The following is a 26,239-nucleotide window of genomic DNA, read 5'->3' as shown; positions in this document are numbered from 1 at the left end:
GAATTTGGTGCCCAGGAGAAGACTCGAACTTCCACGACCTTGCGATCACCAGCACCTGAAGCTGGCGTGTCTACCAATTTCACCACCTGGGCATTATCTGACAACGTTGCCGTCGTCGATGGCGCGCACTATACGGAGCGATATTTACGCTGTAAACCCCTGCCATGAAAAAAGCCTGGAAAATTTCGCCAGTGGTCGTGCAAGGTGCGCGCCGGGGGTCGCAAAGGGCTTTTAAACGCTTGTTGATACCTGAAATTTCCCGTTTCAATACGCGTATGCCAAACTAACCCGCATATAGACAAGGTGAAAACTCTCTAATGGCCGATTGGCAGTCCCTCGATCCCGAGGCCGCTCGTGAAGCGGAAAAATATGAAAACCCTATTCCTAGCCGCGAACTGATCCTGGCGCACCTCGCCGATCGTGGTTCGCCTGCTAGCCGCGAGCAGTTGGTCGAAGAATTCGGTCTGACCACCGAAGACCAGCTCGAAGCCCTGCGCCGCCGCCTGCGCGCCATGGAGCGCGACGCGCAACTGATCTACACCCGCCGCGGCACCTACGCGCCGGTGGACAAGCTCGACCTGATCCTTGGCCGCATCGCCGGCCACCGTGACGGATTTGGCTTCCTGATCCCGGACGATGGCAGCGACGACCTGTTCATGAGCCCCGCGCAAATGCGCCTGGTGTTCGACGGCGATCGTGCCCTGGCGCGGGTTTCCGGCCTGGACCGTCGCGGTCGCCGTGAAGGCGTGATCGTCGAAGTGGTGTCCCGTGCCCACGAGTCCATCGTCGGCCGTTACTTCGAAGAAGGCGGCATCGGCTTTGTGGTACCGGATAACCCGAAGGTCCAGCAGGAAGTGCTGATCACGCCAGGCCGCAATGGCGCCGCCAAGGTCGGCCAGTTCGTCGAGGTGAAGATCACCCATTGGCCGACTGCACGCTTCCAGCCCCAGGGCGATATCGTTGAAGTGGTCGGCAACTACATGGCGCCGGGCATGGAAATCGACGTCGCGCTGCGCACCTACGATATTCCTCACGTCTGGCCTGATGCGGTGCTCAAGGAAGCCGCCAAGCTCAAGCCGGAAGTCGAAGACAAAGACAAAGAAAAACGCATCGACCTGCGTCACCTGCCGTTCGTCACCATTGACGGCGAAGATGCCCGCGACTTCGACGATGCGGTCTACTGCGAAGCCAAGCCGGGCAAGCTGCGCCTGTTCTCCGGCGGCTGGAAGCTGTTCGTCGCGATTGCCGACGTCTCCAGCTACGTGAAGATCGGTTCGGCCCTGGATAACGAAGCCCAGGTGCGCGGCAACTCCGTGTACTTCCCTGAGCGCGTGATCCCGATGCTGCCTGAGCAGCTGTCCAACGGCCTGTGCTCCCTGAACCCGAAAGTCGACCGCTTGGCCATGGTGTGCGAGATGACCATCTCGAAAACCGGCGAGATGACCGACTATCAATTCTACGAAGCGGTGATCCACTCCCAGGCACGCCTGACCTACAACAAAGTCAGCACCATCCTGGAAACACCGAAGACCAGCGAAGCCAAGGCCCTGCGCAGCGAATACGCCGACGTGGTGCCGCACCTCAAGCAGTTGTACGCGCTGTACAAGGTCTTGCTGGGCGCCCGCCATACCCGTGGCGCGATCGATTTTGAAACCCAGGAAACCCGAATTGTCTTCGGTTCCGAGCGCAAGATCGCCGCAATCACGCCGACCACCCGTAACGACGCGCACAAGCTGATCGAGGAATGCATGCTGGCGGCCAACGTGGCCACTGCCGAGTTCCTGAAGAAGCATGAAATTCCAGCGTTGTACCGGGTGCACGACGGTCCGCCGCCGGAGCGCCTGGAAAAGCTGCGTGCGTTCCTCGGTGAGCTTGGCCTGTCCCTGCACAAAGGCAAGGACGGCCCGACGCCGAAGGATTACCAGGCGCTGCTGGCCAGCATCAAGGACCGTCCGGATTACCACGTGATCCAGACCGTGATGCTGCGTTCCCTGAGTCAGGCGGTATACAGCGCCGACAACCAGGGCCATTTCGGCTTGAATTACGAGGCGTACACCCACTTCACCTCGCCGATTCGTCGCTACCCGGACCTGCTCACGCATCGGGCGATCCGCAGCGTGATCCACTCCAAGCAGAACACCCCGCACGTCAAGCGCGCCGGTGCCATGACCATTCCGAAGGCACGGATCTATCCGTACGACGAAGCGGCCCTGGAACAACTGGGCGAGCAGTGCTCCATGAGTGAGCGCCGCGCCGACGAAGCCACCCGCGACGTGGTGAACTGGCTCAAGTGCGAGTTCATGAAGGATCGGGTTGGCGAGACGTTCCCGGGTGTGATCACCGCCGTGACCGGTTTTGGCCTGTTCGTCGAGCTGACCGACATCTACGTCGAGGGCCTGGTGCACGTCACCGCCTTGCCGGGTGACTACTACCACTTCGACCCTGTGCATCACCGCCTGGCGGGCGAGCGCACCGGGCGCAGCTTCCGCCTGGGCGATACCGTGGAAGTGCAGGTCATGCGCGTCGATCTCGACGAGCGCAAGATCGACTTCGGCATGCCTGACAAGCCCGCAGAGCCGACTGGCCGTAAGAAACGTGGCAGCGAAACCGCGGCGCCGACTGCCAAGGGCAAAGGGGCTCCTGCGAAAGCGGCAGTCGCCGAACCTGCACCGGCCAAGGCCGGTCGTCGTTCATCTGCCAAGGACAAGGCTCCAGAAGCCTACCGCCCAAGTGATGCCGCGGCGAAAAATGCCGAGTTGCGCAAGAGTCGCGAGTTGAAGCAGCAGTTGCTCAACGAAGCCAAAAGCGGTGGTAAAGCGGCGCCTGGGGGAAAGTCCCAAGGGGCGGAAAAACCGTCGAGCAAGCCGAGTAAACACCGTAAAGGCCCGCCCAAAGCGGGTTCGGCCCCCGCGAAGAGCGGCGGGTCGCGCAAACCTAGGGCCAAGTCATGAGTCTGGAAAAAATCTACGGCGTGCACGCCGTAGAAGCACTGCTGCGTCACCATCCCAAGCGCGTCAAGCAGGTGTGGTTGGCCGAAGGCCGCAGCGAGCCGCGTGTACAGGCGCTTGTCGAGCTGGCCACGCAAAACAAGGTGGCCATCGGCCAGGCCGAGCGTCGTGAAATGGACGTCTGGGTCGAAGGCGTACACCAGGGCGTGGTGGCGGACGTCAGCCCAAGCCAGGTCTGGGGCGAAGCGATGCTCGACGAGTTGCTCGACCGTACCGAAGGCGCGCCACTGCTGCTGGTGCTGGACGGCGTGACCGACCCGCACAACCTCGGCGCCTGCCTGCGTTCGGCGGACGCTGCCGGTGCGCTGGCGGTGATCGTGCCCAAGGACAAGTCAGCGACCCTTACGCCAGTCGTGCGTAAAGTCGCCTGCGGCGCGGCGGAAGTGATTCCGCTGGTGGCCGTGACCAACCTGGCGCGTACCCTGGAGAAACTCCAGCAGCGTGGCTTGTGGGTCGTGGGTACGGCAGGCGAGGCCGAGGTCAGCATTTATGACCAGGACCTTACCGGCCCGACCATCCTGATCATGGGCGCCGAAGGTAAAGGCATGCGTCGCCTGACCCGTGAGCATTGCGATTACCTGGTGCATTTGCCGATGGCCGGTAGTGTCAGCAGTCTTAACGTATCGGTAGCGACGGGTGTTTGCTTGTTTGAAGCTCAGCGCCAGCGCGGTGCCAAGGTCAAGGCCAAGAAGTAATTCTGAGCCTGGCACAGAATCAAAATGTGGGAGGGGGCTTGCTCCCGATTGCGGTGTATCAGTCAGCTGATGTTTGGCTGACACACTGCTATCGGGAGCAAGCTCCCTCCCACATTGGCTTCCGGTGTCAGTAACCATTGTTCAAATAATCACCAATCACCTTGCGCCGCTTCTCCCCCTTCTCTACAATTGCGCCCCTTGCCTTCCTGGCAGGCACGCATGTGCCTCCCCTGCGGCAAGATCCATAAGTGTCATTCACTCCTTGTCTGACCGTTTTTGAGCGGCAGGCTACAACCCGTAAGGAGCATTCATGCGTCATTACGAAATCATCTTTTTGGTCCACCCGGATCAAAGCGAGCAAGTCGGCGGCATGGTTGAGCGTTACACCAAGCTGATCGAAGAAGACGGCGGCAAAATCCACCGTCTGGAAGATTGGGGCCGTCGTCAACTGGCCTACGCAATCAACAATGTTCACAAGGCTCACTACGTGATGCTGAACGTTGAGTGCACTGGCAAGGCCCTGGCCGAGCTGGAAGACAACTTCCGCTACAACGATGCAGTGATCCGTAACCTGGTCATCCGTCGCGAAGAAGCCGTTACCGGCCAATCCGAGATGCTCAAGGCTGAAGAGAACCGCAGTGAGCGCCGTGAGCGTCGCGACCGTCCTGAGCACGAAGGCGCTGATAGCGCTGATAGTGATGACAGCGACAACAGCGATAACGCTGACGAGTAATCCACGGACCTTTTAAGGAGCCTATCAAATGGCACGTTTCTTCCGTCGTCGTAAATTCTGCCGCTTCACCGCTGAAGACGTGAAAGAGATCGATTACAAAGATCTCAACACTCTGAAAGCCTACGTATCCGAGACCGGCAAAATCGTTCCAAGCCGTATCACCGGTACCAAAGCACGTTATCAGCGTCAGCTGGCCACCGCTATCAAGCGCGCCCGCTTCCTGGCCCTGCTGGCCTACACCGACAGCCACGGCCGCTGAGACCGGGCAGTCGACAAGTAGTAAGGGATTGAATGCATGCGCGCCTTAGCTGAGTTCATCATGCGCGGTCGTGTGCAGGCCACTCTGGTAGTGGCTGGCTGTGCGGCATTGCCGTTGCTTTATTGGTTGGGTGCTGCCGCGGGTTGCCTTGTGCTGCTGCGGCGCGGTTTGAAGGACGCCCTTGGCGTTCTTGCCCTGGGTTTGTTGCCGGCCTTGATCTGGTGGCTGCAAATGGGTGATCCACGGGTACTTCTGGTACTGCTGGGGTCATCGAGCCTTGCGTTGGTTCTGCGCGCAAGTGAGTCCTGGGTCCGCACGCTGCTGGTCAGCGTGGCATTGGGGTTGGTGTACTCAGTGATGCTTGGCGCGGCTTTCCGCCCGCAAATCGAGGCGCTGTCGCAGGAAATCGTCAAGATCCTGCCGCTGGCCCTCGGGGATCTCTACCAGCAGTTGTCGGTAGATGAGCGAGCGCGGTTTGCGTCACTGATTGCCCCGGTCCTGACCGGCCTGATTGCGGCATTGTTGCAGGTCGTCAGCGTGCTGAGCCTGATTCTTGGGCGTTATTGGCAGGCGTTGTTGTACAACCCGGGTGGTTTTGGTCGCGAGTTTCGCAGTATCAGAATCCCAGCGGGGCCGGCGATGTTGCTGCTGGCGTGCATGGTTGTCGGGCCGAACTTCGGCCCACAGATGGCCTTGCTGGCGCCGATTTGCAGCGTACCGCTGGTGTTTGCCGGGCTGGCCCTGATCCATGGGCTGGTTGCGCGCAAGCGCCTGGCCAGGTTCTGGCTGGTGGGGTTGTACGTCACGCTGTTGCTGTTCATGCAGCTGATCTATCCGTTACTCGTGGTCTTGGCCATTGTCGACGGCCTGATTGATTTTCGCGGTCGTCTGGCATCGAAAGACGCCGATAACGCGAACGGTGAAGGTTAAAAGTTAGAGGATTTTCACATGCAACTGATCCTTCTGGAAAAAGTCGCCAACCTGGGCAACCTGGGCGACAAAGTGAACGTTAAGGCCGGCTACGGTCGTAACTACCTGCTGCCATACGGCAAAGCCACCGCTGCAACCGCTGCCAACCTGGCTGCGTTTGAAGAGCGTCGCGCTGAGCTGGAAAAAGCCGCAGCAGACAAAAAAGCTTCGGCCGAAACTCGCGCTGCCCAACTGGCTGAGCTGGAAGTGACTATCACTGCCACCGCCGGTGACGAAGGCAAGCTGTTCGGTTCGATCGGCACCCACGACATCGCTGATGCACTGACCGCCTCCGGCGTTGAAGTGCAGAAGAGCGAAGTTCGTCTGCCGAACGGCACCATCCGCAACGTAGGCGAATTCGACGTAGCCGTGCACCTGCACGCCGAAGTTGAAGCCACCGTACGCGTTGTCGTGGTAGCAGCTTAAGTCGCACCTAACTGACTGGCACCTCGCGTGTCAGCCGGTTAACATCGGGCACGATCCTGTTTACAGGTCGTGCCTTTTGTTTTTCTACACACCCCCAAATTTCAAGTGGCCATGAACGAAATCTCCGCTCCTGAGCAATACGATCTGCAAACCGCTGCCCTGAAGGTGCCGCCGCATTCCATCGAGGCCGAACAGGCCGTGCTCGGTGGCTTGATGCTGGACAACAACGCCTGGGAACGCGTGCTGGATCAAGTCTCGGACGGCGACTTCTATCGTCATGACCACCGCCTGATCTTCCGCGCCATCGCCAAGCTGGCCGACCAGAACTCACCGATCGACGTGGTGACCCTGGCCGAGCAGTTGGACAAGGAAGGCCAAACCTCCCAGGTTGGCGGCCTGGGCTACCTCGGTGAACTGGCGAAAAACACCCCGTCCGTCGCCAACATCAAAGCTTATGCGCAGATCGTCCGCGAGCGCGCCACCCTGCGCCAGTTGATCGGCATCAGTACCGAGATCGCCGACAGCGCCTTTAACCCCGAAGGCCGCACCGCCGCCGAGATTCTTGACGAGGCCGAGCGCCAGATCTTCCAGATCGCCGAGGCACGGCCCAAGACCGGTGGCCCGGTCAGCGTCAACGACCTGTTGACCAAGGCCATCGACCGCATCGACACCTTGTTCAACACCGATGCCGCCATTACCGGTATTTCCACCGGCTACACCGACCTCGACGAAAAGACCAGCGGCCTGCAGCCGTCCGACTTGATCATCGTCGCCGGCCGTCCGTCCATGGGTAAAACCACCTTTGCGATGAACCTGGTGGAAAACGCCGTACTGCGCAGCGACAAGGCGGTGCTGGTGTACTCCCTCGAGATGCCAGGCGAATCGCTGATCATGCGTATGCTTTCGTCCCTGGGGCGCATCGACCAGACCAAGGTGCGTTCCGGCCAATTGGAAGACGACGACTGGCCGCGCCTGACCTCGGCGGTCAACCTGCTCAACGACCGCAAGCTGTTCATCGATGACACCGCCGGTATCAGCCCATCCGAGATGCGTGCGCGTACCCGCCGCCTGGTGCGTGAACACGGCGACATCGCGCTGATCATGATTGACTACCTGCAGTTGATGCAGATCCCGGGTTCCAGCGGTGACAACCGCACCAACGAAATTTCCGAAATCTCCCGGTCCCTCAAAGCCCTGGCCAAGGAATTCAACTGCCCGGTGGTGGCGCTGTCCCAGCTCAACCGCTCCCTGGAACAACGGCCCAACAAGCGCCCGGTAAACTCCGACTTGCGCGAATCCGGAGCGATCGAGCAGGACGCCGACGTGATCATGTTCGTGTACCGCGACGAGGTGTATCACCCCGAGACCGAGCACAAAGGCATCGCCGAGATCATCATCGGCAAGCAGCGTAACGGGCCCATCGGCTTTATCCGCCTGGCGTTCATTGGTAAGTACACCCGTTTCGAGAACCTGGCACCGGGCAGCTACAACTTCGACGACGATGAGTAGCCCGCCGTCAATTTGCCTTGCTGAACAGCTGTTTGATCATTTTTTCGTCATAACCGTAGTCCCAGCGTAACTCCGTGCCGGCTGCCAAATCCTCGGTGGCAAAGAAGGCGCTCAGGCGCAGGCGCATCCGCGACTGGTCGGCGGTCAGCACATCGACGATAAACCTGGCGTCTTCGACGTTGTAGCCGGTCTTGGCTTGCCTGACCGGTGTACCGTTGCTGTACTCGAACATCGTGTTAATCCGCGACAGTACGTTATCGCCGGAAAAACTGAGAAAGGCGCTGACCATTTTCGGTGTCTGCGTGCTGCCTACTTGCGCGCCAGGCTGCGCCCATGTGTGCACATCCAGCAAATAGGGATCGCGACGCTGTTGGGCGATTCGCGAGGGCACCAGCTCGCCGCCGTACACCCCCAGCGCTTCGCCCTTGGCAATCGCCTTGGTGGTCACCACTGTGGACTGGCCGAGCAGGCTGGCTTCTTCGGGAAACTTCTGATGTGCGGCGGTGAAGGGCGTTACCGTTAATTTTTCGTCATATAACGCCGCGACTTTCTCAAAGCCTTCCCACTCAATGAACGGCATGATCAGGGCCTTGCTGTAGGCCTTGCCGCTTCTCGTGCGGCCGGTGGCCTGGATCGATTTGATCCGCAGCGGCTGTCCCTCGGTATCGCGCAAGGGGTAGCGGCCATTGTTGGCGCGTTCGAAACTGCCGAGATGATTGGCACTTTGCTGGTAGCTGGCGGATGAGCGCATGTGCTGCAATTCGTCCGCCGTATACACGATGGCGCCTTCGTCGGCCGACTCATAGTCAGTGGCGGGTTCGGCGGATACAAAGGTTTCGCTGGAGTCGCTTGGCGCCGTGCCTTCGAAGTCAGGCCTTGGCACGCCACCGAATGGCGTGGCGACGGTGCCGTCCAGTTCCCAGCCGCTCTCGCTGTGCTTGCGCAGATACGGCTGGTACGCCCTGAAGTGGCTGCGTGCGTCGATCAGTCGCCAACCACTGTCATCGGCCTGCACCCGGTAGTATCGGGCGTTATCCAGGATGTAATAGCGGTAGCTGCCGTCGGGCAGGACGGGCGCCTGATAGATGCCGTCCGCCCTCAGCGTGAGCCCCGCAGGCGGGGCTGGGTCGGCAAATGCGGGTTCGATGCGGTGCCGCTTGGGAAACGAATCGCTGCGTTTGAACGGTGCACGCTTAGCGATTAAACCCTGCGCCATACTTTTTTGGCTGGATTTACGCATGGCCTCCTTGAGGGTGCTTTCCTGGGCTTGGCGCAGCACGGCGTCGAGCTCTGTGGGCGGCAGTACATGGCTGATGGCAGTGGGCAGGTCACTGGGTTCGGCCAGCGTCCGGCCCTGGCTATCCCGTGGGCGATAGTGCTGGCCTTCACGGATGATCAGCAAGCGCTGGCTGGCGTCGCCTGTGCCGCTGCTGCATAACAGCGGGCCGCTGGTGCCGATGTCGCGCACTTCCAGGCGGCGGGAGAGGGGCCAACCGGGCAATTGTTCCAGGGCTGCGAGCATCATTTCCGGCGTTTGCGGCGTGGACATTGACTCCAGGTGCAGGCTGGCGAGCAGCCGGCTGGCCTCGGCTTGTTGCAGGTACTGGTCGGCTTCCCAGTGTTGTTGCCGGGTCAGGCTTTTCTCACGCAGTAACCTGCCACGCTGTTCGGGGCTGAGTACCGAGGCCATTTCTTCGACCTGGCTTGCCGGCAAGTCCGGGACCAGCTTACCGATCTCCTGCTCGACGCCGCTGCCGGGTTGCTTCAAGGTCTGCTCCAGCCAAGTAAACAGACGGTGCGAATGTTCAGGTACCGTTTGGCTCAAACGCTGGGCAAGGTTCTCGACATGGGTCCGGTGCGGGGCGGGCTCAGCGGGCAGCAGCTCGTTGAATTCGGTTGTGGGCAGTGCGCTCTCCAGGCAATACAGCAACTCACCTTTCCTGAAACGCGCCAGCGGTACCTTGATGGCTTGTGTGCCACCGCCCAGGCTGATCAAGGTCTTGCCCTGCTCATCGACAATATTCACCATCCGTCCGCTGGGCCATTCGGGGAGTGAGCAGACCTCATGGAGCTGGATATAAGGTGTGCAGGGCGTAAGCGTCGAACCTTCGGCGCGATCGGCGTCGAAACTGTTGATCTCCTCTTCCAGGTTGAACTGCTTGAGTGTTTCGCGCAGCTGCGGTGGTGGGCGCAGCGATTCCTGGTGCGCCCGGCGCAGGGTGCTGCTGTCGGCCCCCCCACCAGCAGCAGTGGCTCGACCTGGGCCTGGGTGATGTTGGCGGCGTCTGGCCCAAGGCGTTTGATCAGCTTGAGGTCGTCCCAGGCCCGTGGTGTCTCGTGGGCATGCCGCCAACCACCGGTGCCGTTACCGTGCAGTGGTGGGGTGTAGGCGTCGGGATCGCTGGGATGCTGCAGTTGCCATTGCTGGCTGCCCGGGTCGCGCTTGACCGCATGCAGGCGGTCGTCGAGTTTCACATAGGCTTGCCCTGCGTGGTTATACACACCCTCGGCATCGGCGGGTAACCCGCCGGGCAAGGTGCTCTCCAGATGACGGTAAGGCGCAAGGTCCGGGTTCCACAGGCGTTCACGTCCGCCGCGCAGCCTGACCTTGACCAAACCGGCGGAAAACCCCACCGCCTTGACCGCGCCAGCGGTGATGACGGCGGTAGTGGCCGCGTCCACCACATCCATCAGGTCCTCGAGGGCTTCGTCGCTGTCGCCCCGGCTCCAGGCGGCAAACCCGTTATAGACAGTGCCGAGCAACTGCGCCGCACTGACCGCCAGTAAGACCTCGCCGACGATCGGCACGAATGAAGCGGCAAAGAACAGCACCGACTTTCCCAGCTCCAAATAGGACTGCAAGCGCTTTTGCCGGCTGGCCAGGTCCGCATCCGCGGTGGGCACTACCAGTGCGCGTGCGTCTTGTTTGATTTGCTCGATGCGATGGCGGGTAATGGCCAGGAACACATGGCCGCGGATGGCGCTATACGTCATGGGTTTTGCCAGGCTGGCCGGTATCAGTCTGCCGGTAGCCCCTACGGAGAACCAGTCTCGCCAGGCGGGTCGCACCTCGAGCAGGGTTTCTCGGTGACGCAAGGGCACCAAGTGCTTGAAAAACGCCAGGTAGGCGGGCGTGTTGCTCAGCCGATCAGCCAGTTGCTGGTTCAAGTCTTCTGCGTCCGTGTGCAAGCGCAAGGGGGCCGCCGGATCCTCCGGTACGTAGAGCAACTGTTGCGGGTTTTCACTGCCCCATTCGAACACCAGCACGTTGGGCAGCACGACCGCATTGAGGGTGAGGTGACTGCAGCGCACCTGCGGATGGCTGCCGTCGCGCACCAGCGCGAGCAACTGCTCATAGCGTTCTTGGGTAAGCACATTGTTCAGCCGCGCCACGTGCAGTGACACCGCGAGGCTATGCCTTTCTTTTTCGACAAACAGCCTGCGCACGTACGAGGTCATGGTCAGGGTATGGGTGGGGCCCAGTACCTGTTCGACGTGGTACTGGTAATACCGGCCAATATCCAGGTCGCGGCACAGTTTGGCCAATTGCTGCGGCGTCACGGAGCTAAGCTTGCGGTCACCTCCGGCTTGGGTATAGATACCCGAGCCGGCCTCGATGCCCTTGCCTTCGGCCTCGTCTGCTTCGAAGTTTTGTAGCGCCACCTCCAACAGGCTCTGCTCCGTGGTGCCTGCGGCCGTCTTGACCAGGCCCAGCACGTGGTGGTGCTTCCATTTGCGCACCAGGAGCGCGGACTCATTGATCCGCTGGCCGGGAAACTTGCGTTGCAGGGCTTGCCTGAGCATGGGCCGCGCATAGGCTTCCGGGCTTTTGAGGCTGCGCAGATATTCCTTGAAATCATGCCTGGCCTGATTGCTCTTGAGCAGGCTTTCGCGCAGCGCCTTGCGTATCTCCTCGGGCGCCAGTGTCAGCCAGGCCGGCAGTTGGGCGCGGATAAAGCCTGCGTGAGTCGAAAACGCAGGTGTGGGATTGCTGGTCATCAGGGGCTCCAAATGCATCGTTATTTGGGGCCAGCCTATCCACGGTTTTCGCCGCTGGAGGTTATCTACTTGTTACCCGTGCGTGCGCAAAAGCTGGGCGCCTGGCGGGGTAGGAGACGGCCAGGATTAAAGCCGACCATTGCCGTCGGAATTGGTCAAAATTTGTGCTATATTCCGCGCCCGCGATTTTTCATCTCAACACCGGTCACCGTCATGCAAACAGCCAAGCCGTTATTTGACTATCCCAAGTACTGGGCCGAATGTTTCGGTCCTGCGCCATTCCTGCCGATGAGCAGGGAGGAGATGGATCAGCTTGGCTGGGATTCCTGCGACATCATCATCGTCACCGGTGATGCCTACGTTGACCATCCGTCGTTCGGCATGGCAATCATCGGCCGGCTGCTGGAGGCCCAGGGCTTCCGCGTCGGGATCATTGCCCAGCCGAACTGGCAGTCCAAAGACGATTTCATGAAGCTCGGCGAGCCGAACCTGTTCTTCGGTGTCGCGGCCGGCAACATGGACTCGATGATCAACCGCTACACCGCCGACAAGAAAATCCGCTCCGACGACGCCTACACCCCCGGTGGCATGGCCGGCAAACGCCCGGACCGCGCCAGCCTGGTGTACAGCCAGCGTTGCAAGGAAGCCTACAAGAACGTACCGATCGTACTGGGCGGCATCGAAGCCTCCCTGCGCCGCATCGCCCACTACGACTACTGGCAGGACCGTGTGCGCAACTCGATCCTGATCGACGCCACCGCCGATATCCTGCTGTACGGCAACGCCGAGCGCGCCATCGTCGAGGTGGCCCAGCGCCTGTCGTGGGGCCACAAGATCGAAGACATCACCGATGTGCGCGGCACCGCGTTCATTCGCCGCGACACACCGGCGGGCTGGTACGAAGTGGACTCCACGCGCATCGACCGTCCGGGCAAGGTCGACAAGATCATCAACCCGTATGTGAATACCCAAGACACCCAGGCCTGCGCCATCGAGCAAGAGAAAGGCCCGGTGGACGATCCGGAAGAAGCCAAGGTCGTGCAGATCCTGGCCAGCCCGCGCATGACCCGCGACAAGACCGTTATCCGCCTGCCATCGGTGGAAAAAGTCCGCGGCGACGCTGTGCTCTACGCCCACGCCAACCGGGTGTTGCACCTGGAAACCAACCCAGGCAATGCCCGCGCTCTGGTGCAGAAGCATGGTGAAGTGGATGTGTGGTTCAACCCGCCGCCCATTCCGATGACCACCGAAGAAATGGACTACGTGTTTGGCATGCCTTACGCCCGCGTACCGCACCCGGCGTACGGCAAGGAGAAAATCCCGGCCTACGACATGATCCGCTTCTCGGTGAACATCATGCGTGGCTGCTTCGGCGGCTGCACCTTCTGCTCGATCACCGAGCACGAAGGCCGCATCATCCAGAACCGTTCCGAAGAGTCGATCATCCGCGAGATCGAAGAGATCCGCGACAAGGTCCCGGGTTTCACCGGTGTGATTTCCGACCTCGGCGGCCCGACCGCGAACATGTACCGCATAGCCTGCAAGAGCCCGGAAATCGAATCCGCGTGCCGCAAGCCATCCTGCGTGTTCCCTGGCATCTGCCCGAACCTGAACACCGACCACTCGTCGTTGATCCAGCTGTATCGCAGCGCCCGTGCTTTGCCGGGTGTGAAGAAGATCCTGATCGCTTCCGGCCTGCGCTACGACCTGGCCGTCGAGTCGCCTGAATATGTCAAAGAGCTGGTGACCCACCACGTGGGTGGCTACTTGAAGATCGCCCCGGAACACACCGAGGAAGGTCCGCTCAACCAGATGATGAAGCCGGGCATTGGCAGCTATGACAAGTTCAAGCGCATGTTCGAGAAGTACACCAAGGAAGCGGGCAAGGAGCAGTACCTGATCCCGTACTTCATCGCCGCCCACCCGGGCACCACCGATGAAGACATGATGAACCTGGCCCTGTGGCTCAAGGGCAACGGCTTCCGTGCCGACCAGGTGCAGGCGTTCTACCCCTCGCCAATGGCTACCGCCACGGCGATGTACCACTCGGGCAAGAACCCGCTGCGCAAGGTCACCTACAAGAGCGACGCGGTGACCATCGTCAAGAGCGAAGAGCAGCGCCGTCTGCACAAGGCGTTCCTGCGCTACCACGACCCGAAGGGCTGGCCGATGCTGCGTGAAGCGCTGACCCGCATGGGCCGTGCCGACCTGATCGGGCCGGGCAAGGACCAGTTGATCCCGCTGCACCAGCCGGCTACCGACAGCTACCAGAGCGCCCGTCGCAAGAACTCGACGCCGGCCGGCAGCCACAAGGTCGCCAAGGAAACCACGACCAAAATCCTCACCCAGCACACCGGCCTGCCACCCCGTGGCAGCGACGGCAGCAACCCGTGGGACAAGCGTGAGCAAGCCAAGGCAGCGGCCCAGGCGCGTAACAAGCAAGCGGCGAAGGAACGCACCGATGCGGCCAAGGGCAAAGGCGGCAAGCCTGCGCGCAAGCCGGTGGTACCGCGTTGATCGCTGCTTGAACCTACAAAACGCCAGCTTCGTGCTGGCGTTTTGCTTTCTGGTCGGTGGTGAGTCTGTTTGGTAAGGTGGCGCCCATTAGATCGCTATCGGGAGCAAGCCCCCCTCCCACATTTTGAATGTATTCACACATTAAAGTGTGGGAGGGGGCTTGCTCCCGATAGCGTCAGTCCAGTCTCCACCCTTTCAAGGAAGAACACCCCATGGGCAACCCCCTGGCCGGCATCGGCATGGACTCCAACCGCTCCCAGTTCATGGCGCGCCAGCGCATCGAAAGCCAGATCAACCTGCCGCGGCTGTTTGCGGCCATTGACGCCGATCCAGGTATCGTTGGCGCAGGCGTCGTATACATCGACGCCGACTTCAACGTCATTACCCTGCGCGAATTCAAGCCCATCTGCAGCATCAAGCCCAAGCGCATCATTTTGCGTGAAGCGCAGAAGTACATTGCGCCAACGCAGTTTGCTCAACATGTCGTGAACAATCCTCGAGAATCGCGACTGATTGGCGAAGCCGTGAATACCGGAATCTCCTGTTTTGGGGCTGTCATTAGTTGGGCTGCGATCGCCAGTGGAACAATTCTGGTGCCTTTCAGTGCCGGCGCCAGTTCCGTCATCGTCGTGGTGGGGTATGCGGCTGCCGGCGCAAGTTCGCTTCAGTGTTTCAACGGTATTGCCCGGACAGCGCTGGAGGTCGCCAAGCCTGAGGTAAAGGATTGGCTCGACAGTGAGGGCTGGTACCAGAATGCTTCCATTGTGCTGGACGCAGTATCACTGGTAGGCGTGAGCGCTTCGGCCCTGACGACGGTCAAGCTGGTCAGGGCCGCCAAAGCATCGACGGGCAAGAGTCTGCGTGACGTGCTTCGCGGGTTGAATCGCCAGGAAAGAGCCAAGCTCACGAAAGAGCTACTCAGCATCAACCATCCCAGCTTGACTGCGAAGATGCTCAAATTGAAGCAGGCGTCGGGTGAACTCACCAAGCGTTTCACCCCTACGCAGCTCAAGCACAGCACCACTACCCAGATCAAAGACGTCCTGGGCGCAAGCATAGGGTTTGGCGGGAGTGCGTACTCCGGAAACGTCAATACCATAGCGATAGGGTTGTACGAGGAAATAAACGAATGAACGAGTTAATGACGCTACGCGACTTTTTCAGGCAATACTTTCTGACGTTTATGGGCGGCGTATTTGCTGCGTATTTTTCTTTGGCGTTGGCTGTGGCGCTGGCGTTCGTCACTTATTTTCGTGATGTGCCGCTGGCTCAAGTGGGGCTCAAGATCATGTTGGTCGGGGCGCTGCTCATTCTGTTGACGGTCCATAGTAACTTTATGATGTTGCGGGGCCGACCCTCCTGGGTGTGGGTAATGGTCGGTATCTATGTCGCCTGTCTACTGTTTGTCGTTCCGATGGTTCAATTCCGGCCTCACAAAGTTCTTTATGGGTTGGCGCTGTTATTCCCATTGCTCGGATTATTGACACTTAATAGCAAGGTTCAACGAGAGATGCGCACGAAACTCGTGGAAATCCGTCGCATTCGGCAGTCTGTCAAATCAACCCTCAGATCGAGTAGTCGCATGTGAAGGAGCCGCCTTCGTTAAACAGATTCCTGGCGCGCTATTTACCCGTATTCATGGGGACGATTTTCATGGCGATCTTCTCCGGCTCAGCCGCGGTTTCCATGGCTGGCGTGGCCTATTTGCGCTGTTGGGGTTACTGCTGCTCAACAGCAAACGCCACCGCGAAATGCGCAAAAAACTGTCCGAGATACGCCATCTGATACGCCATCTGCGCCAAACCGCAATCGCAAAGCGCAAAGCCCGTTGATTGGGTAGATTCACCATCCATCCTCACACTGACGCCACAAATGTGTGCGGCTCTTGCACCGTGGTACGTATGTTGGCGCCGTTTTGGTGCTGTACTGCACCGGGTCCCACGATAAAGCGCAATGACCGCCGCCCTGGCATAAGTCTTGCGCGCGTTGTGCTTATGCCCTGGCTCGCAGGAGGCCGCCGTGTCGATTCATGTTGCGTTGCACCACGTTACGCACTACCGCTACGACCGCGCTGTCGAACTCGGCCCCCAGATCGTGCGTTTGCGCCCGGCAGCCCATAGCCGTACGCGGATCTTGTCCTACGCGTTGAAAGTGCTGCCCGAGCAGCATTTTATTAATTGGCAGCAAGACCCCCAGGGCAATTACCTGGCGCGTCTGGTCTTTCCGGAAAAGACGGACGAACTGCGCATCGAAGTCGACCTGGTCGCCGAGATGGCGGTGTTCAACCCGTTCGATTTTTTCCTTGAACCGTATGCCGAAAAAATCCCGTTCAGCTACGCCGCCGATGAGCAACGCGAACTGGCGCCGTACCTGGAAACTTTGCCGCTGACGCCAAGATTCGCCGCGTACCTGGCCGGTATCGACCGTACGCCATTACCTGCGGTGGATTTCCTGGTTGGGCTGAACCAGCGCCTGGCCGCCGATATCGGCTACCTGATCCGCATGGAGCCGGGCGTGCAAACCCCGGAATTCACCCTGGAAAACGCCTCCGGCTCCTGCCGCGACTCGGCCTGGCTGCTGGTGCAATTGCTGCGCAACCTGGGGCTGGCGGCGCGGTTTGTCTCTGGTTACCTGATCCAGCTCACCGCCGACGTTAAGGCCCTCGACGGCCCTTCGGGCACCGAAGTCGATTTCACCGACCTGCATGCCTGGTGTGAAGTGTATTTGCCCGGCGCCGGCTGGATCGGCCTTGACGCGACTTCCGGGCTGTTCGCCGGTGAAGGGCATATCCCGTTGGCCTGTAGCCCCGATCCATCTTCTGCCGCGCCGATCAGCGGGTTGGTGGAGCCATGCGAGTGCGAATTTGCCCACGAGATGTCGGTGGAACGCATCTGGGAAGCACCACGGGTGACCCAGCCCTACACCGAAGAGCAATGGCTGGCGATCCAGGCCCTGGGCCGACAGATCGACGCTGACCTGCTCAAGCACGACGTGCGCCTGACCATGGGCGGCGAGCCGACCTTCGTCTCTATCGACGACCCTGACGGCGCCGAATGGAACACGGCCGCCCTGGGGCCGGACAAGCGTCGCCTGTCCGCCGAGCTGTTCCAACGCCTGCGCCGGCACTATGCGCCCACGGGCCTGGTGCATTTCGGCCAGGGCAAGTGGTACCCCGGCGAGCAACTGCCGCGTTGGTCGCTTAACTGTTACTGGCGCCGAGATGGAGTGCCGATCTGGCACAACAGTGCGTTGATCGCCGATGAACAAGAGGATTATGGTGCTGACGGCGCGATGGCAGGGCGCTTCCTGGCCAGCATCGCCGAACGCCTGAAACTGCCGGCGCGCTTTGTGTTCCCGGCCTTTGAAGACAACGTCTACTACCTATGGCGCGAGGGCGCGTTGCCGCATAACGTCAGCGCCCAGGACCCGCGCTTGAGCGACGAACTGGAGCGCGAACGCCTGCGCAAAGTCTTCGCTCAGGGCCTGGGTAACGTCATCGGCCACGTGCTGCCCCTGGCGCGCACCGCGGCCAATGACCGCTGGCAGAGTGGTCGCTGGTACCTGCGCGATAATCACTGCCGCCTGGTGCCGGGCGATTCGCCGCTGGGCTATCGCCTGCCTTTGGCTTCCCAACCGTGGGTGACGGCGGCGGAGTATCCGTTCGTGCACCCGACCGACCCTAATCAGGATCAACCTGACCTGCCGACCACCGAACAACTGCATAGCCACGGCGAGCCGGCCCCGAGCGATGAGCGTGTGCCGAAGGTCGATGAGTCCGCTGACTGGCTGACCCGCACCGCGCTGTGCGCCGAGGCGCGGGAAGGGCGCCTGTACCTGTTTATGCCGCCGCTGGAACGCGTCGAGGATTACCTGGAACTGGTGGCCGCCATCGAGGCCACCGCCGAAGAGTTGCATTGCCCGGTGCTGCTGGAAGGTTACGAGCCGCCCGCGGATACGCGTTTGAGCAACTTGCGGGTCACGCCGGACCCTGGTGTGATCGAAGTTAACGTACAGCCGTCCGCCACCTGGGACGAGTTGGTGGAGCGCACCGAATTCCTCTATGAAGAGGCCCGGCAAACCCGGCTGACCACCGAGAAATTCATGATCGACGGGCGCCACACCGGCACCGGTGGCGGCAACCATTTTGTGCTGGGCGGCGCGACGCCCAAGGACTCACCCTTCCTGCGCCGCCCTGACCTGCTGCGCAGCCTGATCAGCTACTGGCATAACCACCCGTCGCTGTCCTACTTGTTCTCCGGTCTGTTCATCGGCCCGACCTCCCAGGCGCCAAGGGTGGACGAGGCACGCAACGATGCGCTGTATGAACTGGAAATCGCCTTCGCGCAGATGCCTGCACCGGGCGAGGAATGCCCGCCGTGGTTAGTGGATCGCCTGCTGCGCAACTTGCTGATCGATGTGACCGGCAACACCCATCGCGCCGAATTCTGTATCGACAAACTCTACTCCCCCGACGGCGCCACCGGCCGCCTGGGCTTGCTCGAATTACGCGCCTTTGAAATGCCGCCCCATGCACGCATGAGCCTGACCCAGCAGTTGCTACTGCGCGCGCTGGTCGCACGGTTCTGGCGCGAGCCTTACGCGCCGCCGAAACTGGCGCGCTGGGGCACCGAGTTGCATGACCGTTTCCTGTTGCCGCATTTTATCGAGCAAGACTTTGCCGACGTGATCGTCGAACTGAATGCGGCCGGCTACCCGTTGCGTGCCGAATGGTTCGCGGCGCACCTGGAGTTCCGCTTTCCCAAGGTGGGCGACTATGCCGTCAGCGGTATCGAACTGGAACTGCGCCAGGCCTTGGAGCCCTGGCATGTGCTGGGCGAAGAGGGCGCGGTGGGCGGTACGGTACGCTACGTGGATTCGTCCCTGGAGCGCCTGCAAGTGAAGTTGACTGGCCTGCCAGCGCAACGCTACCTGCTGACCTGCAATGGCATCCCGGTGCCGCTGCAACCGACCGGCCGCGTCGGCGAGTTTGTCGCTGGCGTGCGCTACCGCGCCTGGCAACCGGCCAACTGCCTGCAACCGACCATCGCGGTGCATGCACCCTTGGTATTCGACCTGCTCGACACCTGGATGCAGCGCTCGCTGGGCGGCTGCCAATACCACGTGGCGCATCCGGGTGGACGCAATTACGACAGCTTGCCGGTGAATGCCAACGAGGCAGAGAGCCGGCGGATGGCGCGGTTTTTCCGCTTGGGGCATAGCCCGGGCAAGCGACCGGTGCCGGTTGTAGAGGTGAACGATGAAATGCCAATGACCCTGGATTTACGCCGTTTTCCAACAAATAAGGAATGAATGCGAGCCAACTGTGGAAGGGGGCTTGCTCCCGATAGCAGAGTGCAGTCAGCACATTTGTCACTGATGCACCGCCATCGGGAGCAAGCCCCCTCCCACATTGGATCGTAGTGAATTTGAGTTAACCTGACTTCCCTTGCCCCTGCCGAGCGTTCCATGTCCGATTTGCTCGACCGTTACCCGCTCACCGCGGGCACCTACCACGAACTGCTGGACGCCAGCGGCGCGGTGCGTGCCCATTGGCAGCGTTTGCTCGATCACCTGCAACGCAGCACGCCCACGCAACTGGCCCAGCGCCAGGCGCTGCTGACCCGGCAAATCCAGGAAAACGGTGTGACTTACAACGTCTACGCCGACCCCAAGGGCGCTGATCGCCCCTGGGAGCTGGACCTGCTGCCCCATGTGCTGGCCGCCGATGAGTGGCGGCAGCTGTCGGCCGGCATTGCCCAGCGTGCGCGCTTGCTCAACGCGGTGCTGGCCGACCTGTATGGCCCGCAGCGCCTGATCAAGGAAGGCTTGCTGCCCGCTGAACTGGTGTTCGGGCATAACAACTTCCTGTGGCCATGCCAGGGCATCCAGCCGCCCGACGGTGCATTCCTGCACTTGTACGCCGTGGACCTGGCGCGCACTCCGGATGGCCGCTGGTGGGTCACCGCCGACCGTACCCAAGCACCGTCGGGCGCCGGCTACGCCCTGGAAAACCGCACCATCGTGTCCCGCGCGTTCCCGGACTTGTACCGTGATTTGCAGGTGCAGCACCTCACCGGTTTCTTTCGCACGCTCCAGGAAACCCTGGCCCGCCAGGCACCGGGCGACGACCAGCCACCGCTGATCGTGCTGCTCACGCCGGGCCGTTTCAACGAGAGCTATTTCGAACACCTGTACCTGGCGCGCCAACTCGGCTACCCGTTGGTAGAAGGCGGCGATCTCACCGTGCGCGACAGCACAGTGTTCCTGAAAACCCTCAGCGGCCTGCGTCGGGTCCACGCGATCATGCGCCGCCTCGACGACGATTTCTGCGACCCGCTGGAGCTGCGTACCGACTCGGCCCTTGGCGTGCCTGGCCTGCTCGACGCCGTGCGCCAAGGCAACGTGCTGGTGGCCAATGCCCTGGGTAGCGGCGTGTTGGAGTCCCCAGGCTTGCTGGGTTTCTTGCCAAAGATCAACGAATTCCTGTTCGATGAAGCGCTGATCCTGCCGTCCATTGCCACCTGGTGGTGCGGTGAAGCGCCGGTGCTGGCCGAAGCCCTGGAAAAACTCCCGGAGCTGCTGATCAGGCCGGCATTTGCTTCGCAAAGTTTCGCCCCGGTGTTTGGTCGCGACTTGAACGATGAGCAACGCCAGGCCCTGGCCGAGCGTATGTGTGCTCGGCCTTACGCCTACGTTGCCCAGGAGCTGGCGCAGTTGTCCCAGGCGCCGGTGTGGCATACCGAGGAAGACCATCTGCAACACCGCGCCATCGGCATGCGCGTGTACGCGGTGGCCAGTGATGAGGGATATCGCGTGCTGCCCGGTGGCCTGACCCGTGTGGCCGCCGAGGCCGATGCCGAAGTGGTATCGATGCAGCGCGGCGGCGCCAGCAAGGACACCTGGGTGCTGGGTGAACGTGCCAGCGTCGGCGAACAGTGGCGTGCCCAGCGTGCGATTGGCGCCCACGACCTGGTACGTCGCGACCCTTATTTGCCGTCGCGGGTGGTGGAAAACCTGTTCTGGTTTGGCCGCTATTGCGAACGCTGCGATGACAGTGCGCGCTGGCTGCGCATCGTGCTGGCGCGTTATGTGGATGGCGATGATCCGTTGGCGTTGCAGGCAGCGGTCGAACTGGGAGAAAGCCTGCGCCTGCTGCCGGAGGAGGGGGAGCTGCCCGAGCGCCTGCTCGCCGCCTTGCTCGGTGATGATTGGCCTTCGAGCCTGCGCGCCAACTTGCAGCGCTTGCAGTGGGCGGCGTCCCAGGTACGCGGCAAGCTGTCCCGGGAAAACTGGCAGGCGCTGGTGGAGCTGCAACGCGAAGCCATGGAGCTGGAAAGCCAAACCCCTGATTTTGGCGAGCTGCTGGATTTCCTCAACCGCCTGGTGATGTCCCTGGCGGCGCTGTCCGGGTTTGCCCTGGACGACATGACCCGTGATGAAGGCTGGCGTTTCTTGATGATGGGCCGGCGTATCGAGCGCCTGCAGTTTCTCAGCAGCAGCCTGGCAGCGTTCCTGCGTGGTGTGGCGGTGTTCGATCAGGCCGGGCTGGAGTGGTTGCTGGAACTGGGCAACAGCAGCATCACCTATCGCTCGCGCTACCTGGCGGTACCACAGTTGATCCCGGTGCTCGACCTGTTGTTGCTCGATGAGCAGAACCCCCATGCGGTGCTGTTCCAGTTGAAACTGGTGAGCCGCACCCTGCGTCGCCTCAATGATGATTTCGGTGTGCCGCGGGAAACCGGCCTGGCGCCGTTGGTGGAGCGCCTGGCGCGCTTCGACCTGGGCTGCCTGGAGAACCCGTTGTTCGGCGAGGCCAGCGTGCGTGCTGCGCTGGACGGCCTGGCCGACCTGTTGCAAAGGGTCGCCGATGAAAGTGGGCAAGTGTCCGATCGCCTGGCGCTGCGCCATTTTGCCCATGTGGACGATGTCAGCCAGCAGACGGTGTCGGTGTGATGAGCGCGCGTTATCAGATTTTCCACGATACCCATTACCACTACGACAGCCCGGTGTCCCTGGCCCAGCAACTGGCGCATTTATGGCCACGACCGTGTGCCTGGCAACGTTGTACCTGGCAACAGCTGGAGATCAGCCCGCAGCCGTCTTCGCGTCGCGATGAGCTGGATGTGTTCGGCAACCCGATCACCCGCCTGGCGTTCGAACGGCCCCATGATGAATTGCTGGTGAATGCGGCGCTGACCGTGGAAGTGCTGGCGCGGCCTGCGCTGGATTTCCAGCAATCGCCGGCCTGGGACCAGACTCGCGACAGCTTGACCTACAGCAGCCAGCCCATGGCAGAGCAACTGATCGAAGCCTGTCGATATCGCTTCGAATCGCCCTACGTGCATTTGAAGAAAACCTTCGTCGAGTTCTCCGAAAGCTGCTTCCCGCCCGGCGAGCCCTTGCTGCTGGGCACACAGGCGTTGATGCAGAAGATTTTCAGCGAGTTCACTTTCGATGCCGAAGCCACTCAGGTCGCCACGCCGCTGGTGGAGGTGTTGGAGCGGCGGCGAGGGGTGTGTCAGGACTTCGCCCACTTGATGCTCGCCTGCCTGCGCTCGCGCGGGCTGGCGGCACGCTATATCAGCGGTTACCTGCTGACCCAGCCACCGCCCGGCCAGCCACGGTTGATCGGCGCCGACGCGTCCCATGCCTGGGTCTCGGTGTTTTGCCCGGAGTCAGGCTGGGTGGATTTTGATCCGACGAATAATGTACAGCCGGCACTGGAGCACATCACCCTGGCCTGGGGCCGGGATTTCTCTGATGTGTCGCCGTTGCGGGGGGTGATTCTGGGGGGAGGTAGCCATGACCCGGAGGTGCGGGTGACGGTGATGCCGTTGTAGGAGCGAGCTTGCTCGCGAAGAACCTGAGGGCGCCGCGGTGAGTCAGGCACTCCGCGTTATCGTTAACGCCTTTCGCGAGCAAGCTCGCTCCTACAGTAATGCTTATTCCGCCGGGTCTTTCGGGGTTTCGGTCTCGTCAGTCGCCACTTCACCTTCCGCATCCGGGTTCAGTGCGCCTGCTTCTTCGTCTGCAGCGGCTTTCTTGCGTTGCAGTTTTTCCTCTTTCTTCTGTTCCTTGGCCAAGTCTCTCTGACGTTTGGCGAAGGAGTAATTAGGTTTGGCCATGGGCGATCCTCTAGGGTCGAAGGTGAGGGTGGGCGGCGCGCAGCTGCCTTGGGTCGTCATGGTAGCAGCTTCAAGGTGCCTTTCGCCTTCACTTACCGCAGGCGTAGGCGGCCAGCAGGCCGTTGAACAGGTGATTGAGGTGCATGGCGCGGACTCCAGTGGGCAATGGAGCGATCTTAGGCAGCCTGCGGTACTTTGGCTGGTTGATTGTGTTGATCAAGCTGATAGCCTAAAGTTGTATACAATCTGTTGATGCAGATCATAAGAACTTAAGCCTGCTTGAGGCACCCTTGTCGCAATACGCGTTTTCTAACCCTGCCTTGGAGATTCACATGTTTGCCAAACTCGTTGCTGTTTCCCTGCTGACTCTGGCGAGCGGCCAGTTGCTTGCCGCAGAGTGCAAGGTCACCGTCGACTCTACCGACCAGATGTCCTTCAACACCAAAGAAATCACCATCGACAAGAGCTGCAAGCAGTTCACCGTTGAGTTGACACACTCCGGCAACCTGCCGAAGAACGTCATGGGGCATAACTGGGTGCTGACCACTGAAGCCAACATGCAGCCTGTGGCTACTGACGGAATGGCTGCGGGTATCGATAAGGATTATCTGAAGGCCGGTGATGACCGCATCATCGCCCACACCAAGATCATTGGCGCTGGCGAGAAAGACTCGGTGACCTTCGACGTCTCCAAGCTCAAGGCCGATGAGAAGTACAACTTCTTCTGCTCGTTCCCTGGCCACATTTCGATGATGAAAGGCACTGTGACCGTCAAGTAATCAAGCGTTCACTCTTCCTGTAGGAGCGAGCTTGCTCGCGAAAAACGTAATGACACCACGTCCATTCAGAATGGGCGCGTTATCGTTGACGATCTTCGCGAGCAAGCTCGCTCCTACCTGTTTCAAGGCGCAAACGGCATCACCCGCTTGTGCTCCGTCTTGCGGTACGTCTCGCAGATAATCCTGAACGCCTCTTCACGCACGGGCTCACCGTGCAGGAACGCATCGATTTCGGCATAGGTCACCCCGTGTGACGCTTCGTCCGGCTTACCCGGCGACAGGTCTTCCAGGTCGGCGGTCGGGACTTTCTCCACCAACGATTCCGGCGCGCCAAAGTGCCGGGCAATCGCACGCACCTGGTTCTTCACCAGCCCGCTCAACGGGGCCAGATCGCAGGCGCCGTCACCGAACTTGGTGAAAAAGCCCATCACCGCTTCCGCCGCGTGATCAGTGCCGATCACTAAGCCGCCGGCTGCGCCGGCGATGGTGTACTGCGCCACCATGCGCATGCGCGCCTTGGTGTTGCCCAGTACGAAGTCGCGGGACACCGCTGCCTTGCCTTCAAACGCCGCGACTTCATTGGCCAGGGCTTTCACTGCCGGGCCGATATTCACGGTGTGGCGTTCGTCCGGCTCGATGAATTCCACCGCGGCCTGGGCGTCGTGTTCGTCGAACTGGGTGTCGTAGGGCAGGCGCACGGCGATAAAACGATAAGCCTCGTCGCCGCTGCTGGCGCGCAGTTCCTGCACCGCCCGTTGGGCCAGCAGGCCGGCGGTCAGGGAGTCGACGCCGCCGCTGATGCCCAGCACCAGGGTTTTGAGCCCGGAATTGCGCAGGCAGTCCTGGATAAAGGCTACGCGTCGGGCGATCTCGGCTTCAAGGCTGGCCTGGTCGTTGAACGGCGCTTGGACCTTGAGCTGCTGCGCAATCTCACGCTGTACGGCTTGCATGATTCACTCCTTGCTGGAAAGGGCAGGTACTTTGAAAACGTGACGCAAATAGGCGACAAAATTCGGGTCGGTGCAATGGGTCTTGCCCGCTTCATCGGAGATCTTGGCGACGGGCTGGCCATTGCAGGCGGTCATTTTAAGCACGATGCTCATCGGTTCCACCCCTGGAATATCGCAGGTCAGGTTGGTGCCGATGCCAAAGCTGACATTAATGCGGCCACGCAGCGCACGGAAAATCTCCAGGGCCTTGGGCAGCGTCAGGCTGTCGGAGAACACCAGAGTCTTGCTCATCGGTTCGATGCCAAGCTTGTGGTAGTGGGCGATGGCTTTTTCCGCCCACTGGATGGGGTCGCCGGAGTCGTGGCGCAACCCGTCGAACAGCTTGGCAAAGTACAAATCAAAGTCGCCGAGGAAGGCGTCTGTGGTAATGCAGTCGGTCAGGGCAATACCCAGCAGGCCACGGTATTCACGCACCCAGCAATCGAGGGCGGCGATCTGGCTGTCGATCAGGCGCGGGCCGAGTTGCTGGTGGGCCATGATCCATTCGTGGGCCATGGTGCCCAGGGGCTTCATATCGAACTCGCGGGCCAGGTGTACGTTGCTGGTGCCGACAAAGCGCCCGGGGAAATCGTGCTTGAGCACGCTGACCACTTCCTCCTGCACGCGGTAAGAGAAGCGTCGGCGCGTACCGAAGTCGGCCACTTGCAGTTCCGAGAGCTCGTCGCTGCTGGCATTCGCCGTCAGCCAATCGAACTTGCGGTACAGCTGCTCGCGCGCCTGTTCAAGGATCACGGTCTGGTAGCGGTAGCGGTTACGCACTTCGCTGACGATGGCCAGCATCGGCACTTCAAACAGGATCACATGCAGCCACGGCCCGCGCAGGCGGATAAACAACTCGCCGTTCTCGATACCGGTCTGTACGTAGCGCAGGTTGAAGCGGAACAGCCCGAGAAAACGCAGGAAGTCCGGCTTCATGAAGCTGATACGTTCAAGGAAACCCAACTGGTCGGGGCTCAGGCTCAGCTCGGCGAGGCGCTCGATCTGGTAGCGGATCTCCGCCAGGTATGGGCGCAGGTCTTCGCTGTTACGGCAGCGGAACTCCCATTCAACTTCCACGTTGGGGTAGTTGTGCAGCACCGCCTGCATCATGGTCAGCTTGTAGAAGTCGGTGTCGAGCAAGTTCTGCACGATGCGATCGGCAAACACACTCTCGCTCATAACGGGAATCTCCAGACGGGTCGGCGATGGGCGCCGACCTTTACGCACAATT

The 26,239-nt window shown here is 60.9% G+C and carries 20 protein-coding genes and 1 tRNA gene; 14 read left to right on the top strand and 7 right to left on the bottom strand.

Going from position 1 to position 26,239, the window contains the following annotated elements; translation table 11 throughout:
- Window positions 1–5: 5 nt before the first annotated feature.
- Window positions 6–92 (bottom strand) — tRNA-Leu (locus ASD70_RS18370).
- Window positions 93–317: 225 nt separating this feature from the next.
- Here ASD70_RS18370 and rnr point away from each other — a divergent pair.
- The 7 genes from rnr to dnaB all read left to right on the top strand — a co-directional run bounded on the left by rnr (window position 318) and on the right by dnaB (window position 7,599).
- Window positions 318–2,951: a ribonuclease R gene (rnr, locus tag ASD70_RS18365; RefSeq protein WP_056847102.1), complete on the top strand. Its 2,634-nt coding sequence runs from the start codon at window positions 318–320 to the stop codon at window positions 2,949–2,951.
- Entirely contained in the window at window positions 2,948–3,703 is a 756-nt protein-coding gene (gene rlmB, locus ASD70_RS18360) for a 23S rRNA (guanosine(2251)-2'-O)-methyltransferase RlmB (RefSeq protein WP_021493242.1), read from the top strand. The genes rnr and rlmB overlap by 4 nt, the downstream gene beginning before the upstream one ends.
- 310 nt (window positions 3,704–4,013) lie before the next feature.
- Window positions 4,014–4,436 (top strand): 30S ribosomal protein S6, encoded by a 423-nt coding sequence (rpsF, locus tag ASD70_RS18355; RefSeq protein WP_003236224.1) that lies wholly within the window; start codon window positions 4,014–4,016, stop codon window positions 4,434–4,436.
- 28 nt (window positions 4,437–4,464) lie between these two features.
- Window positions 4,465–4,695 (top strand): 30S ribosomal protein S18, encoded by a 231-nt coding sequence (gene rpsR / locus ASD70_RS18350; protein WP_002551829.1) that lies wholly within the window; start codon window positions 4,465–4,467, stop codon window positions 4,693–4,695.
- Between the two features lie 36 nt (window positions 4,696–4,731).
- Complete coding sequence (locus ASD70_RS18345; RefSeq protein ID WP_043047864.1) at window positions 4,732–5,625, top strand: hypothetical protein; 894 nt, start codon at window positions 4,732–4,734, stop codon at window positions 5,623–5,625.
- A gap of 18 nt (window positions 5,626–5,643) precedes the next feature.
- The gene (gene rplI, locus ASD70_RS18340; protein WP_003171376.1) at window positions 5,644–6,090 is read left to right on the top strand and encodes a 50S ribosomal protein L9; all 447 of its coding nucleotides are present in this window, start codon (window positions 5,644–5,646) and stop codon (window positions 6,088–6,090) included.
- A gap of 111 nt (window positions 6,091–6,201) precedes the next feature.
- Window positions 6,202–7,599, top strand: a complete 1,398-nt coding sequence (dnaB, locus tag ASD70_RS18335; protein WP_003188079.1) for a replicative DNA helicase — start codon at window positions 6,202–6,204, stop codon at window positions 7,597–7,599.
- A 7-nt stretch (window positions 7,600–7,606) separates the two neighbouring features.
- Here the strand turns inward: dnaB and ASD70_RS18330 are convergent, their stop codons facing one another.
- Both ASD70_RS18330 and ASD70_RS18325 read right to left on the bottom strand, forming a co-directional pair.
- The gene (locus tag ASD70_RS18330; protein WP_156382928.1) at window positions 7,607–9,625 is read right to left on the bottom strand and encodes a hypothetical protein; all 2,019 of its coding nucleotides are present in this window, start codon (window positions 9,623–9,625) and stop codon (window positions 7,607–7,609) included.
- On the bottom strand, window positions 9,622–11,598 hold the full coding sequence (locus ASD70_RS18325; protein WP_056847100.1) for a dermonecrotic toxin domain-containing protein: 1,977 nt from the start codon (window positions 11,596–11,598) through the stop codon (window positions 9,622–9,624). The genes ASD70_RS18330 and ASD70_RS18325 overlap by 4 nt, the downstream gene beginning before the upstream one ends.
- A gap of 213 nt (window positions 11,599–11,811) precedes the next feature.
- On the opposite strand from ASD70_RS18325, the gene ASD70_RS18320 reads away from it, so the two are divergent.
- The 6 genes from ASD70_RS18320 to ASD70_RS18295 all read left to right on the top strand — a co-directional run bounded on the left by ASD70_RS18320 (window position 11,812) and on the right by ASD70_RS18295 (window position 22,955).
- On the top strand, window positions 11,812–14,115 hold the full coding sequence (locus tag ASD70_RS18320) for a YgiQ family radical SAM protein (protein WP_046070651.1): 2,304 nt from the start codon (window positions 11,812–11,814) through the stop codon (window positions 14,113–14,115).
- Window positions 14,116–14,327: 212 nt separating this feature from the next.
- A complete protein-coding gene (locus tag ASD70_RS18315; protein WP_046070652.1) occupies window positions 14,328–15,248 on the top strand; it encodes a hypothetical protein in 921 nt (306 codons plus the stop codon).
- Window positions 15,245–15,703 carry a hypothetical protein gene (locus ASD70_RS18310; protein WP_056847099.1) on the top strand — a complete coding sequence of 153 codons (459 nt, stop codon included), beginning with the start codon at window positions 15,245–15,247 and terminating at the stop codon, window positions 15,701–15,703. The genes ASD70_RS18315 and ASD70_RS18310 overlap by 4 nt, the downstream gene beginning before the upstream one ends.
- Before the next feature lie 431 nt (window positions 15,704–16,134).
- On the top strand, window positions 16,135–19,425 hold the full coding sequence (locus ASD70_RS18305) for a transglutaminase family protein (RefSeq protein ID WP_056847098.1): 3,291 nt from the start codon (window positions 16,135–16,137) through the stop codon (window positions 19,423–19,425).
- A 156-nt stretch (window positions 19,426–19,581) separates the two neighbouring features.
- Window positions 19,582–22,068, top strand: a complete 2,487-nt coding sequence (locus ASD70_RS18300; protein ID WP_056847097.1) for a circularly permuted type 2 ATP-grasp protein — start codon at window positions 19,582–19,584, stop codon at window positions 22,066–22,068.
- Entirely contained in the window at window positions 22,068–22,955 is an 888-nt protein-coding gene (locus ASD70_RS18295) for a transglutaminase family protein (RefSeq protein ID WP_046070656.1), read from the top strand. The genes ASD70_RS18300 and ASD70_RS18295 overlap by 1 nt, the downstream gene beginning before the upstream one ends.
- A gap of 102 nt (window positions 22,956–23,057) precedes the next feature.
- Here the strand turns inward: ASD70_RS18295 and ASD70_RS18290 are convergent, their stop codons facing one another.
- Both ASD70_RS18290 and ASD70_RS29740 read right to left on the bottom strand, forming a co-directional pair.
- Complete coding sequence (locus ASD70_RS18290; RefSeq protein ID WP_034117461.1) at window positions 23,058–23,240, bottom strand: hypothetical protein; 183 nt, start codon at window positions 23,238–23,240, stop codon at window positions 23,058–23,060.
- An 88-nt stretch (window positions 23,241–23,328) separates the two neighbouring features.
- On the bottom strand, window positions 23,329–23,460 hold the full coding sequence (locus tag ASD70_RS29740) for a hypothetical protein (protein WP_269084996.1): 132 nt from the start codon (window positions 23,458–23,460) through the stop codon (window positions 23,329–23,331).
- Between the two features lie 112 nt (window positions 23,461–23,572).
- Here ASD70_RS29740 and azu point away from each other — a divergent pair, with 112 nt between their 5' ends.
- The gene (azu, locus tag ASD70_RS18280) at window positions 23,573–24,019 is read left to right on the top strand and encodes an azurin (protein WP_056847095.1); all 447 of its coding nucleotides are present in this window, start codon (window positions 23,573–23,575) and stop codon (window positions 24,017–24,019) included.
- A 122-nt stretch (window positions 24,020–24,141) separates the two neighbouring features.
- Here the strand turns inward: azu and nadE are convergent, their stop codons facing one another.
- Window positions 24,142–24,969: an ammonia-dependent NAD(+) synthetase gene (gene nadE / locus ASD70_RS18275; protein WP_056847094.1), complete on the bottom strand. Its 828-nt coding sequence runs from the start codon at window positions 24,967–24,969 to the stop codon at window positions 24,142–24,144.
- Window positions 24,970–24,972: 3 nt separating this feature from the next.
- Entirely contained in the window at window positions 24,973–26,187 is a 1,215-nt protein-coding gene (gene pncB / locus ASD70_RS18270) for a nicotinate phosphoribosyltransferase (RefSeq protein WP_003188094.1), read from the bottom strand.
- Window positions 26,188–26,239 lie beyond the last annotated feature (52 nt).

Origin of the sequence: Pseudomonas sp. Root569, assembly GCF_001427465.1 — a bacterium.
Taxonomy (GTDB): Bacteria; Pseudomonadota; Gammaproteobacteria; order Pseudomonadales; family Pseudomonadaceae; genus Aquipseudomonas; species Aquipseudomonas synxantha.
Note: the sequence above shows the minus strand (reverse complement) of the source record. Positions and strands in the feature narration are given on the sequence as shown.